Annotated in this window: 16 protein-coding genes; 13 read left to right on the top strand and 3 right to left on the bottom strand. The window is 65.8% G+C overall.

Annotation, left to right across the window (positions count from 1 at the left end; genetic code table 11):
- The first annotated feature begins 26 nt into the window (after positions 1 to 26).
- The 11 genes from ACN9MB_RS02935 to ACN9MB_RS02885 all read left to right on the top strand — a co-directional run bounded on the left by ACN9MB_RS02935 (position 27) and on the right by ACN9MB_RS02885 (position 13,319).
- Positions 27 to 2,231 carry a protein-disulfide reductase DsbD family protein gene (locus ACN9MB_RS02935; RefSeq protein WP_426270729.1) on the top strand — a complete coding sequence of 735 codons (2,205 nt, stop codon included), beginning with the start codon at positions 27 to 29 and terminating at the stop codon, positions 2,229 to 2,231.
- Entirely contained in the window at positions 2,228 to 2,770 is a 543-nt protein-coding gene (locus ACN9MB_RS02930) for a TlpA disulfide reductase family protein (protein ID WP_204636700.1), read from the top strand. The genes ACN9MB_RS02935 and ACN9MB_RS02930 overlap by 4 nt, the downstream gene beginning before the upstream one ends.
- Positions 2,771 to 2,920: 150 nt before the next feature.
- Positions 2,921 to 3,379, top strand: a complete 459-nt coding sequence (gene aroQ, locus ACN9MB_RS02925; RefSeq protein WP_426270728.1) for a type II 3-dehydroquinate dehydratase — start codon at positions 2,921 to 2,923, stop codon at positions 3,377 to 3,379.
- Between the two features lie 72 nt (positions 3,380 to 3,451).
- Positions 3,452 to 3,907: an acetyl-CoA carboxylase biotin carboxyl carrier protein gene (gene accB / locus ACN9MB_RS02920; protein ID WP_204636702.1), complete on the top strand. Its 456-nt coding sequence runs from the start codon at positions 3,452 to 3,454 to the stop codon at positions 3,905 to 3,907.
- Between the two features lie 16 nt (positions 3,908 to 3,923).
- Positions 3,924 to 5,291: an acetyl-CoA carboxylase biotin carboxylase subunit gene (accC, locus tag ACN9MB_RS02915; protein ID WP_204636871.1), complete on the top strand. Its 1,368-nt coding sequence runs from the start codon at positions 3,924 to 3,926 to the stop codon at positions 5,289 to 5,291.
- A 49-nt stretch (positions 5,292 to 5,340) separates the two neighbouring features.
- On the top strand, positions 5,341 to 5,697 hold the full coding sequence (locus tag ACN9MB_RS02910) for a DUF7716 domain-containing protein (RefSeq protein WP_204636703.1): 357 nt from the start codon (positions 5,341 to 5,343) through the stop codon (positions 5,695 to 5,697).
- A 206-nt stretch (positions 5,698 to 5,903) separates the two neighbouring features.
- Entirely contained in the window at positions 5,904 to 6,812 is a 909-nt protein-coding gene (prmA, locus tag ACN9MB_RS02905; RefSeq protein WP_204636704.1) for a 50S ribosomal protein L11 methyltransferase, read from the top strand.
- 132 nt (positions 6,813 to 6,944) lie between these two features.
- Complete coding sequence (locus tag ACN9MB_RS02900; protein ID WP_204636705.1) at positions 6,945 to 7,730, top strand: zinc-ribbon and DUF3426 domain-containing protein; 786 nt, start codon at positions 6,945 to 6,947, stop codon at positions 7,728 to 7,730.
- 293 nt (positions 7,731 to 8,023) lie between these two features.
- A complete protein-coding gene (locus ACN9MB_RS02895; RefSeq protein ID WP_204636706.1) occupies positions 8,024 to 8,311 on the top strand; it encodes a helix-turn-helix domain-containing protein in 288 nt (95 codons plus the stop codon).
- Between the two features lie 105 nt (positions 8,312 to 8,416).
- On the top strand, positions 8,417 to 10,027 hold the full coding sequence (purH, locus tag ACN9MB_RS02890) for a bifunctional phosphoribosylaminoimidazolecarboxamide formyltransferase/IMP cyclohydrolase (protein ID WP_426270727.1): 1,611 nt from the start codon (positions 8,417 to 8,419) through the stop codon (positions 10,025 to 10,027).
- 214 nt (positions 10,028 to 10,241) lie between these two features.
- Positions 10,242 to 13,319 carry an ESPR-type extended signal peptide-containing protein gene (locus ACN9MB_RS02885; protein ID WP_426270726.1) on the top strand — a complete coding sequence of 1,026 codons (3,078 nt, stop codon included), beginning with the start codon at positions 10,242 to 10,244 and terminating at the stop codon, positions 13,317 to 13,319.
- Positions 13,320 to 13,391: 72 nt separating this feature from the next.
- On the opposite strand, the gene ACN9MB_RS02880 is transcribed toward ACN9MB_RS02885, so the two are convergent.
- Positions 13,392 to 14,393 (bottom strand): bile acid:sodium symporter family protein, encoded by a 1,002-nt coding sequence (locus tag ACN9MB_RS02880; protein WP_426270725.1) that lies wholly within the window; start codon positions 14,391 to 14,393, stop codon positions 13,392 to 13,394.
- A gap of 93 nt (positions 14,394 to 14,486) precedes the next feature.
- On the opposite strand from ACN9MB_RS02880, the gene ACN9MB_RS02875 reads away from it, so the two are divergent.
- Positions 14,487 to 15,368: a LysR family transcriptional regulator gene (locus tag ACN9MB_RS02875; RefSeq protein WP_426270724.1), complete on the top strand. Its 882-nt coding sequence runs from the start codon at positions 14,487 to 14,489 to the stop codon at positions 15,366 to 15,368.
- Positions 15,369 to 15,581: 213 nt separating this feature from the next.
- A complete protein-coding gene (locus ACN9MB_RS02870) occupies positions 15,582 to 16,292 on the top strand; it encodes a glutathione S-transferase (RefSeq protein WP_426270723.1) in 711 nt (236 codons plus the stop codon).
- Here ACN9MB_RS02870 and ACN9MB_RS02865 read toward each other — a convergent pair.
- Together ACN9MB_RS02865 and ACN9MB_RS02860 are read right to left on the bottom strand one after the other, a co-directional pair.
- Entirely contained in the window at positions 16,289 to 16,720 is a 432-nt protein-coding gene (locus tag ACN9MB_RS02865; protein WP_204636712.1) for an EamA family transporter, read from the bottom strand. The genes ACN9MB_RS02870 and ACN9MB_RS02865 overlap by 4 nt on opposite strands.
- 30 nt (positions 16,721 to 16,750) lie before the next feature.
- Complete coding sequence (locus ACN9MB_RS02860) at positions 16,751 to 17,284, bottom strand: DUF2782 domain-containing protein (protein ID WP_426270722.1); 534 nt, start codon at positions 17,282 to 17,284, stop codon at positions 16,751 to 16,753.
- Positions 17,285 to 17,381 lie beyond the last annotated feature (97 nt).

Raw genomic sequence — 17,381 nt, 5'->3', positions numbered from 1 at the left:
GCGGGTCTCTCCATGCTGGAGCTGCAATGCGTCTGATCCACCCTGGCCGACTGGCCGCCCGCTTTCTCAGCCTGCTCTGCCTGTTGTTGCTCGCGCTGCCCGCGTTGGCGCAGGACGATCTGGACGGCCTGTTGCCGGTCACCGAGGCCTATAAGCTCAGCGCCGATGCCTCCACGCCGGGCGTGGTGAAGCTGCACTGGACCATCGCGCCGGACTACTACCTCTACCGCGGTCGCATGAAGTTCAAGGCGGCGGACGGCGTGACGCTGGGCGAGGCGCAGCTGCCCGACGGCGAGAAGCACCATGATGAATATCTCGGCGACGTGGAGACCTATCACCACGGCGTCGACGCGACCGTGCCGTACACCGTCGCGGCAGGCGCCACCGAGCTGAAGCTCAGCGTGCAATACCAGGGCTGCCACGAGGTGGATCCCAAGATCTGCTATCCGCCGCATACCGAGCAGCTGACGCTGCCCGTGCCGGCGGGCGCGGGCGCAGCCGCCGGTGGCGATGCCATGGCGGCGGCGCTGGGCAAGCTCGGCGCTTCCAAGAGCGGCGACAGCGCGGCGCTGCCGGCCGAGGAGGCGTTCCATCTGGAAGCGCTCGCCAAGGACCGCCAGCACCTGCTGCTGCGCTGGACGATGCCCAAGGGCTATTACCTTTACCGCGACCAGACCGCGCTCAAGCTGAAAGATGCCAACGGCCTCACCCTGGCCAAGCCCGAGTGGCCGGCCGGGGTGGAACACCAGGACGCGCACTTCGGCAAGACCACGGTGTATTTCGACCAGATCGACGTGCCGGTGGCCATCGAGGGCGATACCGCTGCGCTCAAGACGGTGAATCTCGAAGCCAGCTTCCAGGGTTGCCAGGACGGCGGCCTGTGCTATCCGCTGATGACCCGCGCGCTCACCATCGACCTTGGCGCTGCCACGCCCACCAGCGGTGTCGAGGCACAGCCCGCGCCGGAGATGCCGCCGGCCGGCCTGGCCACGGGTGCGCTGCAGGTGAGCCTGCTCTCGGCCTTGCTGCTCGCCCTGGGTGGCGGCCTGGTGCTCAACCTGATGCCGTGCGTGCTGCCGGTGTTGTCGATCAAGGCGGTAGGCCTGCTGGAAAGCGGCGAGAGCCACGGCAAGGCGCGTTCGCACGCACTGTTCTATACGGCCGGCGTGCTGAGCACGTTCGCGCTGATCGGCATCGCCATCGTCGCGCTGCGCTCGGCCGGCCATGCGCTGGGCTGGGGCGCGCAATTGCAGCAACCGCTGGTGGTTGGCGTGCTCGCCTGTGTGATGGTGGCGGTGGGCCTGTCGATGTCGGGCGTGGTGCAGTTCGGCACCTCGCTGGGCAACGTGGGCTCGGGCCTGGCCTCGCGTTCGGGTCATGCGGGCGACTTCTTTACCGGCGTGCTCGCGGTGGCGGTAGCCAGCCCCTGCACGGCGCCGTTCATGGGCAGCGCGCTGGCCTATGCCTTCGCCGCGCCGATGATCAATGCGCTGCTGGTGTTCCTGATGCTGGGCATCGGCCTGGCGCTGCCGTTCCTGGCGATCGGTTTCATCCCCGCGCTGGCGCGTCTGTTGCCCCGCCCTGGCGCCTGGATGGAAACGCTGAAGCAAGTGCTGGCGTTCCCGATGTATCTCACCGCCGTGTGGCTGATCTGGGTGCTGGCGCACCAGCGCGGCGCCGATGCGGTGGGCCTGGTGCTGGTGGCGGTGGTGCTGATGTCCGCCACGCTGTGGTGGTTCGAGCGCAGCCGTTCGCGCGGTGCGTTCAGCCGCGTGGCCGTGGTCGTCCTGCTCGCACTCACCGTAGTGCCGCTGTTCTACCTCTCGAAGGTGCAAGCCCCGACGCAGGTCGCGCAGACCACGGACGGCGTGGTCGCCTATTCGCCGGAGAAACTTGCCGAACTTCGCAAGGCCGGCACGCCGGTGTTCGTCGATATGACCGCCGACTGGTGCGTCACCTGCAAGGCCAATGAGCACGCCGTGCTCGACACCGACGCCTTCCGCGAGCTGCTGAAGAAAACCGGCGCCGTCTATATGAAGGGCGACTGGACCGACGTGAACCCGACCATCGCCGCCTTCCTTCAGCAGTACCACTCGCCGGGCGTGCCGCTGTACGTGGTGTTTCCCAAGGATGGTGGCGAAGGTCGCATGCTGCCGACGGTGCTCACCTCTTCCCTGGTGGAAGATGCGCTGACCAAGGCCGCGGGCACCCCGGTGGCTGCCAACCCATGATGACCCGTAGCAACTGGATCATCCTTGGCGCGGCGGTCGTGGTGGCCGCGGCGGGCGGCTGGCTGCAGCACGCTAGCCAGCGGGCCCACGCACCGAACGGCGCGCAGGTGGCGCAAACCGGCGACGCCGCGCCCGATCTCACCCTGCCTGACCTCGACGGCAAACCGCATCACCTCTCCGACTACCGCGGCCGGCGCGTACTGATCAACTTCTGGGCGAGCTGGTGCGGGCCCTGCCTGAAAGAAATGCCGATGCTGGTGCAGGCTCAGGCCAACGTCGGCGAAAAGGGGCCGATCATCCTTGGCGTCGCCATGGATGATCCAGCGCCGGTGCGCGCCTATCTGGCGGCCCACCCAGTGAACTACCCGATCCTGATCGGCAGCCTGGACAACCCCAGCATCTCGCTTAGCCTGGGGAACGTCGGCGAAGTACTGCCATTTAGCGTGTTACTGGATGAGAACGGCCGCGTGCTGTTCAGCCGGCGCGGCGTGCTGGACGCCGACGACCTGAAGGCCTGGGCCGCCCCAGCCGCGCCCTGATGCGGTTTGCGCCGCCATACGTCGCCGCACGGTTTAACATTAACTTCTCCTTCAAACATCGCCGAACTGCGCCGAACTGGACAACATCGGCCGGGACGCGCACACTCCGCGCCGGACGTCGGCTACCACCGGCGCGTTCAAGGTAAGGGCGTGGCGAAGATCCTGGTCCTGCACGGACCCAATCTCAATCTGCTGGGCGTACGCGAGCCGGAGGTTTATGGCCGCGAGACCCTGGCCGATATCGACGCCCTGCTGGCGCAGCGCGCCCAGGCCGCCGGACATGGCCTGGAGGCGTTCCAGACGAATGCCGAGCACGCCCTGATCGACCGCATCCACCAGGCCCGCTTGGACGGCACGGCGATCATCCTGATCAACCCGGGCGCCTTCACCCATACCAGCATCGCCTTGCGCGACGCGCTGGCGGGCGTGGCGATCCCCTTCATCGAGTTGCACCTGTCGAACGTGCACGCCCGCGAGGCGTTCCGTCGGCACTCGTATCTGTCGGACATCGCCGTGGGCGTGATCTGCGGCTTCGGCGCCGACAGCTACCGGCTGGCATTGGATGCCGCCCTGCATCGGCTGGACCGCGCTGGCGCATCCGCCTCCTGAAAGCCAAGGGCCTGTTGCCCTCCCTATTCCCATATCGGCTGCCACCGCGGCCTCAACGAAAAGGTTTGAACCATGGACCTGCGCAAGATCAAGAAGCTCATTGACCTGCTTGAGGAATCCAACCTCGCGGAACTTGAGATCAAGGAAGGCGAAGAAGTCGTCCGCCTGTCGCGCGTGCCGAAGGGCACCGTGACCACCGCACCGGTGATGCAGGCCGCCCCGGTGGCTGTCGCGCCCGCCCCCGTGGCCGCCGCGCCGGTGGAAGCCGCCCCGGCCGAAGCCGCGCTGCCCGCCGGCCATGTGGTGAAGGCGCCGATGGTCGGCACCTTCTACGCCTCCTCCAGCCCGGGCGCCGCCGCGTTCGTGAAGGTCGGCCAGCAGGTCAAGGCCGGCGAAACGCTGGGCATCATCGAAGCGATGAAGATGTTCAACCAGATCGAGGCCGACGTGGCCGGCACCGTGAAGGCCATCCTGCTCGAGAACGGCCAGCCGGTGGAATTCGACCAGCCGATGTTCGTGATCGGCTAAGGCCGTCCTTATGCCGATGCTAGAAAAAGTCGTCATTGCCAACCGTGGTGAGATCGCGCTGCGCGTGCTGCGCGCCTGCCACAGTCTGGGCATCAAAACCGTGGCGGTGCACTCCACCGCCGACCGCAACCTCAAGCACGTCGGCCTGGCCGACGAGTCGATCTGCATCGGCCCCGCGCCGTCGGTCGACAGCTACCTCAATATCCCGCGCATCATCGCTGCGGCGGAGATCACCGACGCCCAGGCGATTCATCCGGGTTACGGCTTCCTCTCCGAGCGCGCCGACTTCGCCGAACAGGTGGAACAGTCGGGCTTCATCTTCATCGGCCCCACCGCCGATGTGATTCGCCTGATGGGCGACAAGGTGGAAGCGATCCGCGCCATGAAGGCCGCCGGCGTGCCGTGCGTGCCGGGTTCGGGCGGCCCGCTCGGCGACAACGTGGAAGAGAACATCCGCATTGCGCGTGAGATCGGCTATCCGGTGATCATCAAGGCCGCCGGTGGCGGCGGTGGCCGCGGCATGCGCGTGGTGCGCACCGAAGCGCACCTGGGCAACGCCATCACCATGACCAAGCAGGAAGCGAAGGCCGCTTTCGGCAACGATCAGGTGTACATGGAGAAGTTCCTGGAGAATCCGCGCCACGTGGAAATCCAGGTGCTCGCCGACGGCCAGGGCAACGCCATCCATCTTGGCGAACGCGACTGCTCGATGCAGCGCCGCCACCAGAAGGTGGTGGAAGAAGCGCCCGCGCCGGGCATCACGCCGGAACTGCGCGAGCAGATCGGCAAGGTGTGCGTGGATGCGTGCATCCGCATCGGTTATCGCGGCGCCGGCACCTTCGAATTCCTGTTCGAAGACGGCCGCTTCTACTTCATCGAGATGAACACCCGCATCCAGGTGGAACATCCGGTGACCGAACTGATCACTGGCATCGACCTGGTGCGCGAGCAGCTGCTGATTGCCGGCGGCGAGAAGCTCTCGATCAAGCAGTCGGACATCAAGATCCACGGCCATGCGATCGAGTGCCGCGTCAATGCCGAAGATCCCGATTCCTTCCTGCCTTCGCCGGGCACGGTGAAGCGTTTCGAGGCGCCGGGTGGCCCGGGCGTGCGCGTGGACACGCACCTGTACGACGGCTATCGCATTCCGCCGAACTACGACTCGATGATCGGCAAGATCATCGTGCACGGCCCGGACCGCGAAACCGCCATCGCGCGCATGCGCCTGGCGCTGGCCGAGACGGTGATCGAAGGGGTGAAGTGCAATATCCCGCTGCAGCAGCGCATCATGGCCGACGCCGGTTTCCAGCAGGGTGGACAGAACATCCACTACCTGGAAAAGCGCATGGCCGAACAGAAGGAAAAGGCCGCCCTCGGCGGCTGATTTGTGCACCGGCGAGCCGTTCTCGCGGCTCGCCGGTTGCTTCGACACCATGTCCGAACTGATCACACTGCGCGAAGCGATCGACGCCATCACCGAGGCGTTCGACGAAGGCGACGGCTGGGACCGCTACCGCTGGGTCTATATCCGCGGCGCGATCACCGAACCTTCATGCAGGCTCTATCTCTCGCACCTCGGCGATGAAGACGATGCGCTGATCGCCGACCACGGCGAAGCGCTGCCCGAATTCGCTGCGCAACACGAGCTTCGTCATTTTCTCGAAGCCGCGGATTTCGCCGAGGTGCTGTTCGTGCAGCGACGGCGCGATCCGTCGTCCACGCTCATCGAGCTGGCCCGCGCGCTCGATCACTACCGCAAGCACGACAGCTTCCTGGGCATGGCCCCGTAAAACCCCAGTCGGCCACTGCAGGAGCGCACCCTGTGCGCGACCGCGGAGCCATGCTGTACCTCTGGACGCGATTCTCGACCGCCACACAAGCGCTCGCGACGCGCCGAACTTCAAGGCGACAGCCGACCGCCGTCGCGCACAGGGTGCGCTCCCACAGGTGAGGCACCTTCGGCGACAATGCACGCCTGATATCGCAGGAACGCCCCATGCCCTGGCTTGAACTCTCGCTCACCATCCGCGCCGAACAGCAGCCTCGCGTCGAGGAGGCGCTCGACGATCTGGGCGCGCTGTCCGTCACGCTGCAGGATGCCGATGCGGAAACGCCCGACGAGCAGGCCATCTTCGAGCCCGGCGTGGGCGAACTGCCGCTGTGGCCCACCATCACGCTCAACGCGCTGTTTGAGGCCGATTGCGACCGGCGCGGCCTGGGCGAAGCGCTGGGCGACCTGCTGCCCTGGCTGGAGCCCGACCAGCTGCAGTTCCGCGACGTCGCCGACGAGGACTGGGAACGCGCGTGGATGGACCAGTTCAAGCCGATGCCGTTCGGCCAGCGGCTGTGGATCTATCCGTGGAACATCGAACCGCCGGCCGACCAGGACATCGTGGTGGTGCGACTCGATCCCGGCCTGGCCTTCGGCAGCGGCACGCATCCCACCACCGCGCTGTGCCTGGCCTGGCTGGACAGCCTGGATCTGCACGGCAAGCGCGTGATCGACTTCGGCTGCGGCTCGGGCATCCTCGCCATCGCCGCGCTCAAGCTCGGCGCCGCCAGCGCGGTGGGCGTGGACAACGATCCGCAGGCGCTGATCGCCTCGGCGGACAACGCCGAACGCAACGCCGTGGCCGATCGCCTCAGCGTCTATCTGCCCGAGGACGTAAAGGCCGACCCGGCCGACGTCTTCATCGCCAACATCCTCGCCGGCCCGCTGGGCGAACTGGCGCCCACCTTCGCTGCGGCCGCCAAGCCCGGCGCGCCGTTCGCCATCTCCGGCATCCTGCAGGGCCAGCAAGACGAACTGCTCGCGCGCTATGCGGAATGGTTCGACGAATTGCGCGTGGATACGCAGGAAGACTGGGTGCGCATCAGCGGCAAGCGCCGCGCAGGGACGCACTAGCGCGGCGAGCGCAAGAGCGGCCGCTGCGGCCGCCGCCGCCGCTGAGCGACAGTTCACGATAACGGCCTCCGTGCGGGTGATTTGTCCCGCGCGGTGCACTAGGCTTGCGGCAATCCGATCGCCACGGCCCGCATGTACGCCCAATGTCCCGAATGCCTCACCGTATTTTCCATCAACGTGGAAGTGTTGGTGCGCGCGGGTGGCAAGGCCATATGCGGCCACTGCGACAACGCCTTTGACACCCTGTACAGCCTCCATGAGCATCTGCCGGCGGAGCCGTTCGACCGGCTGCCCATCCACCAGCAGGGCCTGGCGCCGCGGATAGACCTGGCGATCTACCGCCCGCCCGCCGAGCCGCCAGCGGTGGCCGAAGCGCCCGCCCCGCCCGATGTGCTCGACGAATTCGCCAACCTGGTGGTTGCGCCGCGTTTTGCGCGCAAGGCGGAAAAGAAACGCCGCTGGCCCTGGATCACCGCCTGCACGGTGCTGCTGCTGGCGCTGGGCGCACAGCTGGCCTGGGCCGAGCGGGACGCGATGATCGGCGACGACACCGTGGGCCCGTTGCTGCGCGACGCCTGCAACGCGCTGGGCTGCCAGTTGCCGCTGGTGCAGGACATCAAGCGCCTGAGCCTGGTGGCCCGCGATGTGCAAGCGCATCCTTCGGTCCCCGGCGCCCTGCTGATCACCGCCAACCTGCGCAACGACGCACCGTTCGCGCAACCCTATCCGGTGGTGTCGATCACGCTCTCCGATGCCAACGGCAAGAAGCTCGCCATGCGGCGCCTGCGCCCCACCGAATACCTTGGCGATGGGGCCACGTTGCGCAAGGGCATTCCATCCGACGGCAGCGCAGCGCTGATGCTCGAGGTGGAAGACCCGAGCGGCAAGGCGGTGGCGTTCGAGTTCGATTTCGAATAGCCGTCCATTTGACGGATCGTCAAAGCATGATGGCGAACATCATCAATGCGCTCGACCATTTGCCATAGGCACAGGTCGTGCCACCAATGCAAGTGAATGTCCATAGGACATTTTGGTTGCGTGCTGTAAACGCCATCCTGCCGAACGGGTACTTAAAATTCTCGGCACGCGAGGGTACACTCGCTCCTTCGTCCTATGCTGCACCCGGCGTTCCATGCGAGCCGCCGCCCGCGGTATTTGCCATAAACATTTGCAGCGGCCCACGTAGCCGCTGCGTTAGAACGTGAGGGGAAATGCCCGTGAACGCCGTACGACTGCCTGCCAGCGAGTCTCCGAAAGAGACGTCGTCGCAGAGCGCTTTGAGCGAATGCGTCAGCCGTACCGTACGCCGCTATCTCGCCGATATTGGCGACACGGCATGCGATGAAGGCCTGCACGCGCTCGTCATCCGCGAAGTCGAAGGCCCCCTGCTGCGTGAAGTGCTGGCCTGGCATGACGGCAACCAGAGCCGCGCCGCCGCCGCACTCGGCATCAACCGCGCCACGCTGCGCAAGAAGCTCGCCGCGCACGGCCTGCTTTAAAAGCAGTGAATAGGGAGTAGTAAATAGTAAAGGGTGAAGAGCAGGGTCGTCTGCTTTTCACCCTTTACTATTTACCATTCGCTATTCACGCTTTCGGAAGCCGCCATGCCCGCCTCTGCCGTATCCCCCATTCGCCGTGCGCTGCTCAGCGTATCGGACAAGACCGGACTGATCGCGCTAGCCCAGCGCCTGCACCAGGCCGGCGTGGAACTGCTTTCCACCGGCGGCAGCGCCAAGGCACTGCGTGACGCGGGCATTCCGGTGAAGGACGTGAGCGAACTCACCGGCTTCCCCGAGATCATGGATGGCCGCGTCAAGACGCTGCACCCCAAGGTGCATGGCGGCCTGCTCGGCCGCCGCGGCACCGATGCTGCCGTGATGAGCGAACTGGAGATCGCGCCGATCGACCTGCTGGTGCTCAATCTGTATCCGTTCGAGCAGACCGTGGCACGCGCCGATTGCACGCTGGAAGAAGCGATCGAGAACATCGACATCGGCGGTCCGGCGATGCTGCGTTCCGCGGCCAAGAACTGGAACGACGTGGGCGTGCTCACCTCACCCGACCAGTACGACGAGGCGCTGGCGGAAATCGAAACGCATGGGGGCCTCACGCGCGCCACGCGCTTCAAGCTCGCGGTCGCCGCATTCAATCGCGTGTCCAACTACGACGGCGCGATCAGCGATTACCTCTCCGCGCTCAAGCTCAACGACGAGTACGACGCCATTGCCGGCCATGACGCGTTCCCCGCGCAGGCCAACGGTCGCTTCGTCAAGATGATGGACCTGCGCTACGGCGAGAACCCGCACCAGCAGGCGGCGTTCTACCGGGATCTGTATCCGGCGCCGGGCACGCTGGCCACGTTCCGCCAGGTGCAGGGCAAGGAACTGTCGTTCAACAACATCGCCGACTCCGACGCCGCGTGGGAATGCGTACGTAGTTTCACCAAGCCGGCCTGCGTAATCGTCAAGCACGCCAACCCGTGCGGCGTGGCGGTGAGCCTCGATGGCATCGGCCGCGCCTACGACCTGGCCTACCAGACCGACCCCACCTCGGCGTTCGGCGGCATCATCGCGTTCAACCGCGTGGTGGATGCGGCCACGGCCAAGGCCATCGTGGATCGCCAGTTCGTGGAAGTGGTGCTCGCGCCGGGCTACGAAGACGCAGCGCTCAAGGCCTTCGCCAAGAAGACCAATGTGCGCGTGCTGGAAATCCCGCCGCCGGCCGACGGCGACCTGAGCAAGGCACATCCGGGCAACGATTCGCGCCGCGTGGGTTCGGGCCTGCTGATCCAGACCGCCGACCGCGCCATGGTCAAGGCCGAGGACCTGAAGATCGTCACCCAGCGTGCACCCACACCCACCGAGATCGACGATCTGATCTTCGCCTGGAAGGTGGCCAAGTACGTCAAGAGCAACGCCATCGTCTACGCCAAGGATCGCCAGACCATCGGCGTGGGCGCAGGCCAGATGAGCCGCGTGTACAGCGCCAAGATCGCCGGCATCAAGGCTGCCGACGAGAAACTGGAAGTGCGCGGTTCGGTGATGGCATCCGATGCGTTCTTCCCGTTCCGCGATGGCATCGATGCGGCCGCTGCCGCCGGCATCCAGGCGGTGATCCAGCCGGGTGGTTCGATGCGCGATGCGGAAGTGATTGCCGCAGCGGACGAGCACGGCATGGCGATGGTGTTCACGGGCATCCGCCATTTCAGGCACTGATCCCCAACCTTAGCGATACGAGAAAAGGCGCCCCTGGGCGCCTTTTTTCTTGGCGGACTCTCACTTGAGACAAATCTGAGATCGCCAGAGATCAGACAGTTCTTATGTTTCGCGCAGACCCTCGAGCGGACCATGTGCTTCGTGGACGGCAAGGACGTCCGGCAAGCCAAACGGAAACGGCCATCACTTTCCTCTTCCGCTTAAGGGTCTTGTCATGAACGCCATCTATCGCATTGTCTGGAACGCTGTCACTGGCCGCTGGGTCGTCGCCTCGGAACTGGCCAAGGGCCGCAAGAAGGGCGGCAGCAAGCGCGCCGCCGTGGGTGCCGTGCTAGCGGCCGGTCTGCTGGGCTCGCTGGCCATGAGCCATGCCGCCTTCGCTGCAAATGGCGGCTCGCTCAATCTGTGTGCGGAAGACAATACCGGCGCCGCCCTGGGCACTTCCGGCACACCTACCGCCCTCGGCTCCTGCAGTGCGAACACGTACGACTGGGGACTGTTCAGCGACTCCGCCCCGAACGGCGGCACCGGCGGCACCAACCAGACATCCCTCACCGGCAACAAGGACGGCACGATGTCGTTCTACGCGGCGAACGGCCTGAAGATGCTGTCCACGCTGAACATGAGCGGCCAGAAGATCACCAACCTGGCCGACGGCACCGCCGCCAGCGACGCGGTCAACTTCGGTCAGCTGCAGACGGTCGCCACCCAGGCCACCAACATCAATCGTTACTTCAAATCGGGTGGCTTGAACAATGGCACCGACGATGCCGTGAACAACGGTGCCTTGGCCATCGGCGCCAACAGCAAGTCTGCACAGGGGACGGATATTGCGATTGGTCCGGGCGCAGTGGCCACCGGTATCTCAAATCCAGGGAACGGCTCCATGGCGATTGGCTACGCCGCACAGGCGACTGCCGGCGCCAGCATGGCCGTCGGACTGGGTTCCGTGGCGACAGGTTCCAGCAGCATGGCCGTGGGTCGGTATGCACAGACGACGGGTTCTTACAGCACCACGCTTGGTGGTCGTAGCCTCGCGCAGGCCGCCAATTCCGTCGCGCTGGGCACACGCTCGCTGGCTGATCGCGCCAACACGGTGTCGGTGGGGGCAGCCTCGTCGTTTACCGATGCGTCGGGCACTGCGCAGGTGGCCAGCACGCGCCAGATCGTGAACATGGGTGCTGGCACGCAAAGCAATGACGCGGTCAACGTGTCCCAGCTGACCCCGGTCGTTGCTGCTCTGGGCGGCGGCGCGGCCATCGACGCCACCTCCGGTGCCGTCACCGGCCCCAGCTATGCACTGACCAACGCCAACAGCATCAATGGCACCTCGGGTGCCGCCACCGATGTGGGCAGCGCATTCGGCAAAGTCGACGCTGCGCTAGGCACGCTGAACACGGCGGTGACGCAGAACACCACCAACATCGCCGGCAACACCGCGTCGATCAGCAACCTCGACAGCCGTGTCACCACCAACGAAGGCAACATCAGCACGATCAACACCAACGTCAGCAACATCGATGCTCGCGTCACCCAGAACACCAACAGCATCTCCTCGCTGGACGGCCGCGTGACGAACGTGGAAGGCAGCATCAGCAACTTCACCAACCAGATCAATAACGGTTCGGTGGGCATGGTGCAGCAGTTCTCGGCCGGTGCCGATCTGACCGTGGGCAAGGATACCGATGGTGCGGCGGTGGACTTTGCCGACAAGAGCGGCAACGCCCGTACGCTGAAAAGCGTGAAGGCCGGCGTGAGCGACAACGACGCCGTCAACATGTCGCAGCTCAACGCGACCAATGCGACCGTGACGCAGAACACCACGGATATCTCCTCGCTGGACAAGCGCGTCACCACCAACGAAGGCGACATCGGCACGATCAACACCAACGTCAGCAACATCGACGCCCGCGTCACCCAGAACACCAGCAGCATCTCCTCGCTGGACGGCCGCGTGACGAACGTGGAAGGCAGCGTCAGCAACATCACCAACCAGATCAGCAATGGTGAGCTGGGCCTGGTGAAGCAGGACGCCAGCAGCAAGACCGTCTCGGTCGCCAAGGACACCGGCGGCGCCGTGGTGGACATCTCGGGCACGGACGGCGAGCGCAAGCTCAAGGGCGTGGCTGAGGGCGACGTGAGTGCATCCAGCAAGGATGCCGTCAACGGCAGCCAGCTGTTCGCCACCAACCAGCAGGTTGCGCAGAACACCGCCGCCATTGCCGGCAACACCGCTTCCATCGCCGGCCTGAGCCAGTCGATCAACAACATCACCACCGGCGGCAACGGCGTGAAGTTCTTCCACGCCAACTCGGCGGCGACCGATTCGGTGGCCTCGGGCCAGGAGTCGGTGGCCATGGGCGGCGGCGCCCAGGCGACGGCGAAGCAGTCGGTTGCACTGGGTTCGGGTTCGGTGGCTGACCGCGACAACTCGGTGTCGGTGGGTTCGCAGGGCAACGAGCGCCAGATCACCCACGTCAAGGCCGGCACGGCCGATACCGATGCGGTGAACGTGGCGCAGCTGAAGGCCGCCGGCGTGATCAACGGCGACGGCTCGGCCAATGCCGCCGTGACCTACGATCGCAACGCCGACGGCTCGGCCGCCCATGGCAGCATCACGCTGGGCAATGGTCAGGCCGCCAGCGGCACGACCATCCACAACGTGGCGGCCGGCGTGGGCGAGATGGATGCGGTGAACGTGGGGCAGCTCAATGCGGTCGTATCCCAGGCCACCAGCACGTCGAACGCGATCGCGTCCAACGACGCCGGTGCGCCGGCGGCCAAGGCGACCGGCGCGCACTCGGCGGCGATCGGCGGCGGCTCGGTGGCTGATCGCGACAACACCGTGTCGGTGGGTTCGCAGGGCAACGAGCGCCAGATCACCAACGTCAAGGCGGGTACCGCCGATACGGATGCGGTGAACGTCGCCCAGATGAACCAGGCAAGCAGCTCGGCTACCAGCAGCGCCAACAGCTACACGGACCAGCAGGTGGGCAACGTCGCCAAACAGGTGGCCGGCATGCAGCAGCAGATGGACGACCAGTTCCGCAACGTCAACAAGCGCATTAGCGGCAACAACGCCATGAGCACCTCCATGATGACGATGGCGGCCAGCCTTGGCGGCATCGAGACGCAGAACCGCTTCGGCGCCGGCACGGGCTTCTCCAACGGCGCCAAGGCGATTTCCGTCGGCTACCAGCGCGCCATCAGCAAGCGCGCCAACATCACCGTCGGTGCCTCGGTCACCGGGGGCGACAGCTCGGTCGGCGTGGGCGTAGGCATGGGCTGGTAAGCAGGAAACCACGCAGTTAAAAGAAAAGGGCGTCCGGCAAGGACGCCCTTTTTCTTGGCCGGCACCGACGTTTCAGCTTTCGGTGGCGACACCGATCTTGCGGTTGCGCCCTTCCATCCTCTGGGCATACTTCTTCGCCAACACCGCACACGTCATCAGCTGGATCTGGTGAAACAGCATGATCGGCAGCACGATGGCGCCCAGCGGATGGCCGGCGAACAGCACCTTGGCCATCGGCACACCGCTGGCGAGGCTCTTCTTGGAACCGCAGAACACGATGGTGATTTCATCCTCGCGCTTGAAGCCCAGCGCACGCGCACCGTAGCGGGTAACGATGAGCGCAATGGCGAGCAGCACGGCGTTGACGATCAGCAGGCCGCCGAGCACCGGCAGTGGGATCTGCTTCCACAGGCCCTGCAGCACCGCCGCACTGAAGGCCGTGTAGACCACCAGCAGGATCGAGCCCTGGTCGACGAAGGACAACAGCGAGCGGTTGCGTTCCACCCAGCGGCCGATCCAGCGCTGCGCGACCTGGCCAGCCACGAACGGCACCAGCAGTTGCAGCACGATGGCGCCGATCGCATCCCAGTTCATGCCGCCCTGCCCGTGCGATTCCAGCATCACGCCCACCAGCAGTGGCGTGATGAAGATGCCGAGCATGCTGGAGGCGGAGGCCGAACAAATGGCCGCCGGCACATTGCCGCGCGCCATCGAGGTGAAGGCGATGGACGACTGCACGGTCGAGGGCAGCGTGCACAGGAACAGCACGCCCAGGTAGAGCGAAGGCGTCACCAGCGGCGACAGCACGGGACGCAGCAACAACCCCAGCAGCGGAAACAGGACGAAGGTGCTGGCCAACACGGTGAGGTGCAGGCGCCAGTGGGTCATGCCGGCCACGACCGCCTCGCGGGAGAGCTTGGCGCCGTGCAGGAAGAACAGCAGCGCGATGGCCATGTCCGTCAGCACGTTGAACACGCTCGCCGTGGTGCCGCGGCATGGCAGCAGGCTGGCGAGCGCCACGGTGACGATCAGGGCGCAGGTAAAGCGGTCGGGCAGGAAGCGACGCAGGAACATGGCCGTGGGCGCGAAAGGAGGGCTGCTCCTATTGGACTGCCAGTCCATTGATTAATCAAATCGTTTTATCTGATCTACTGATACAGTATTGGTATGAATATCAGCCTGCGCCAGCTCCGCGCCTTCCTTGCCGTGGCCCGCCAGCAGCATTTCCGGCGGGCGGCGGAGAGCCTGCACCTGAGCCAGCCGGCGGTGAGCCGCTATATCGCGGACCTGGAAGCCGAGCTGGGCATCCGGCTGTTCGACCGCACCACCCGCGAAGTGCTGCCCACCGACGCGGGCCGTTATCTGGAAAGCGCCATCGGGCGCGTGCTGGACGAACTGGAAGGCGTGCTTTCGCACGTGCATTCGGAGAGCGAACGCAAGCGCGGCAAGGTGCACATCGCCTCGGTGCCGACGCTGTCCGCGGGTTTGATGCCGCGCTGCATCGCCGACTGTGCCACGCGCTATCCCGAACTCACCATCCAGCTGCATGACCAGGCGCAGACCATGGTGCTGGACAGCGTGCGCGGCGGCGAAGTGGATTTCGGCGTGGCCATCGATCCGCCGCTCACCGGCGAATTCGACAGCGAGCGCTTGCTGCGCGATCCGTTCGTGCTGGTGTGCCGGCCCGATCATCCGCTGGCGAAACTCGATCGGGTGCCCTGGCGCAAGCTGCAGGGGCTGCCGCTGATCCTGCTCGACTATTCCTCCGGCAGCCGCCGCCTGATCGATCATGCACTGGCCAGCCGCGGCATCGAAGCCAACGTCGTGCAGCAGACCGGGCACACGTTCACCACCTATCGCATGGTCGAAGCCGGACTCGGCATCAGCGTGAGCCCCGCATTGGCACCACCGCCTCCCACGCTGGTGACGCGACCGCTGACGCCGCAGGAAAGTCGCGAGGTGGTGTTGATCAAGCGCAGGCAGCGCTCGCTGTCGCCGCTGGCGGCGCTGGTGTGGGAGCGGTTGCGGGAACTCACCCGCGCACAGTGAACGGCCACCTGTGCGCGACAGGCACGGGTCGAAATACCTCGAGGCACGGTCTTCGTCCTATCGGGATGACATGAAGCGTTCCCGCATGACCTGTCGCGCACAGGGTGCGCTCCCACAGTGATGGCAACGGAATGGAGCGGGTGGCGACGCCGCGCTCACATCCTGTTGAACGTCCGCCACCTAGCCTCGCAGCTTTCTCCACGGGCTTCGCTCATGCGCTACGAGCTCTACTACTGGACCGGCATCCAGGGACGCGGTGAATTCGTTCGGCTCGCCCTGGAGGACGCGGGCGCCGCTTACAGCGACGTCGCCCGCCGCAAAGGCGACCAGGCCATCATGCCGTTCCTGCACGGCAAGCATGCGGGCGCATTGCCGTTCGCGCCGCCCTTCCTGCGCGCGGGCCGGCAGGTAATCGCGCAGGCGGCCAATATCCTGGCCTTCCTGGGTCCGCGCCACGGATTGGTGCCCGCCTCCGAGCCCGCGCAGCGCTATGCCATGCAACTGCAGCAGACCGTCACCGACATCGTGGCCGAAGTGCACGATACCCATCACCCGATTTCCGGCGACCTGTACTACGAACAGCAACGCAGCGAAGCGCGCAAACGTTCCAATGCATTCTGCGAGGCGCGCATCCCGAAGTACCTGGGCTATTTCGAGCAGGTGCTCGATCGCGGCGACGGGCGCCATGCGATCGGACGGCGCCACTCGTACGTGGACTTGTCGCTGTTCCAGCTGATGTCCGGTCTGGACTATGCGTTTCCCAAGGCGATGAAATCGCAGCGGCGTCGCACGACGAAGCTGCGCGCACTCCAGCAACGTGTCGCCGAACGGCCGAACATCGCCGCTTACCTGGCCTCCGAACGACGCATCCCGTTCAACGAGGACGGCATCTTCCGCCACTACCCGGAACTGGACGAGCGCTAGAACACCGCGATGATGATCGCGCCAAGCACGATGAGCCCGCCGCCGATCGCCAGCGACCAGCTCAGTTGCTCGCCCAGCAGCAACACGCCCAGCACGATGGCGATGGCCACGCTCAATTTGTCGATCGGCGCGACACGGCTCACCGGTCCCAGTTGCAGGGCGCGGTAGTAGCAAAGCCACGACAGTCCCGTGGCGATGCCCGACAGCACGAGGAACACCCAGCTGCTCGCGGGCAGCCCGGTAGGGCGTGCCCATTCGTTGCGAAGACTGAGAATGCCGGCCGTGACCAGCAGGATCACGATGGTCCGAATGAAGGTGGCGAGGTTGGAGTTGATGCCCGCCACGCCCAGCTTGCCAAACAGCGCCGTGAGCGCGGCGAAGAACGCCGAGCCCAGCGCGAACAGCAGCCAGCTCTCGCGCAGGTTCATGCTCGCCTCGCCAACCGTGCCGTCACGCGCTTACTGGCCGCCGTCGTCCTGGTCCTGGGCCGGCTTGCTGTTGCCCCATGACATGATCTTGTACATCACCGGCTTCACCGGCTCGCCCGCCTGGTTGGACCAGGCACCCTTCTGGTCGACCATATAGGTCTGCGGGATGCCGCCCTTGGGCGTCACCACCACCATGTAGACCTGGCCGCTGCGGCTGTATTCCTGGATGGTCTGGTCACCCTGGGTGACCACCTTCACCTGCGGCGGCGCGTTGCCGTTCGCGTCGCGCGGCTGGGCGTCGGTGGTCGCCGGCGTGGTGGTGGCCGGCGCGCTCATGGACGCTTCGGTATCCGCCGAGACGTTGCCCGAGGCCGACGTCTTGCCGGCGGCGGACTTGGACGGCTGGACCAGCTTGGGGGCCGGCGCCTGCGGCGCGGCCTTGACGCCCGGATCGTTCATGCCCGGCGGCGGCGGGGCCGGCGGGAACTGGCTGGGGGACGACTGGGCAAGCGCATTCGATGCGATGGCCACACCAAGAACGGCAAGCAAAGCGACGGATTTCATGATGACGGCCTCCTGTGGGATGCGGAGCATATCAGCGCGGAACCGCACGGCTTGTGAAGCGCCGGTGGCCCGGGCCGGCTGTCGCGCAACGGCGATG

It is taken from the genome of Dyella kyungheensis (genome assembly GCF_049913195.1).
GTDB classification, from domain to species: Bacteria; Pseudomonadota; Gammaproteobacteria; order Xanthomonadales; family Rhodanobacteraceae; genus Dyella; species Dyella kyungheensis.
Note: the sequence above shows the minus strand (reverse complement) of the source record. Positions and strands in the feature narration are given on the sequence as shown.

Bases quoted from the DNA above. Each gene is read 5' to 3' on its own strand.
- ACN9MB_RS02935 (WP_426270729.1), top strand. From the start codon at position 27: ATGCGTCTGATCCACCCTGGCCGACTGGCCGCCCGCTTTCTCAGCCTG.
- ACN9MB_RS02930 (WP_204636700.1), top strand. From the start codon at position 2,228: ATGATGACCCGTAGCAACTGGATCATCCTTGGCGCGGCGGTCGTGGTG.
- accB (WP_204636702.1), top strand. From the start codon at position 3,452: ATGGACCTGCGCAAGATCAAGAAGCTCATTGACCTGCTTGAGGAATCC.
- accC (WP_204636871.1), top strand. From the start codon at position 3,924: ATGCTAGAAAAAGTCGTCATTGCCAACCGTGGTGAGATCGCGCTGCGC.
- ACN9MB_RS02910 (WP_204636703.1), top strand. From the start codon at position 5,341: ATGTCCGAACTGATCACACTGCGCGAAGCGATCGACGCCATCACCGAG.
- prmA (WP_204636704.1), top strand. From the start codon at position 5,904: ATGCCCTGGCTTGAACTCTCGCTCACCATCCGCGCCGAACAGCAGCCT.
- ACN9MB_RS02900 (WP_204636705.1), top strand. From the start codon at position 6,945: ATGTACGCCCAATGTCCCGAATGCCTCACCGTATTTTCCATCAACGTG.
- ACN9MB_RS02895 (WP_204636706.1), top strand. From the start codon at position 8,024: ATGCCCGTGAACGCCGTACGACTGCCTGCCAGCGAGTCTCCGAAAGAG.
- purH (WP_426270727.1), top strand. From the start codon at position 8,417: ATGCCCGCCTCTGCCGTATCCCCCATTCGCCGTGCGCTGCTCAGCGTA.
- ACN9MB_RS02885 (WP_426270726.1), top strand. From the start codon at position 10,242: ATGAACGCCATCTATCGCATTGTCTGGAACGCTGTCACTGGCCGCTGG.
- ACN9MB_RS02880 (WP_426270725.1), bottom strand. From the start codon at position 14,393: ATGTTCCTGCGTCGCTTCCTGCCCGACCGCTTTACCTGCGCCCTGATC.
- ACN9MB_RS02875 (WP_426270724.1), top strand. From the start codon at position 14,487: ATGAATATCAGCCTGCGCCAGCTCCGCGCCTTCCTTGCCGTGGCCCGC.
- ACN9MB_RS02870 (WP_426270723.1), top strand. From the start codon at position 15,582: ATGCGCTACGAGCTCTACTACTGGACCGGCATCCAGGGACGCGGTGAA.
- ACN9MB_RS02865 (WP_204636712.1), bottom strand. From the start codon at position 16,720: ATGAACCTGCGCGAGAGCTGGCTGCTGTTCGCGCTGGGCTCGGCGTTC.
- ACN9MB_RS02860 (WP_426270722.1), bottom strand. From the start codon at position 17,284: ATGAAATCCGTCGCTTTGCTTGCCGTTCTTGGTGTGGCCATCGCATCG.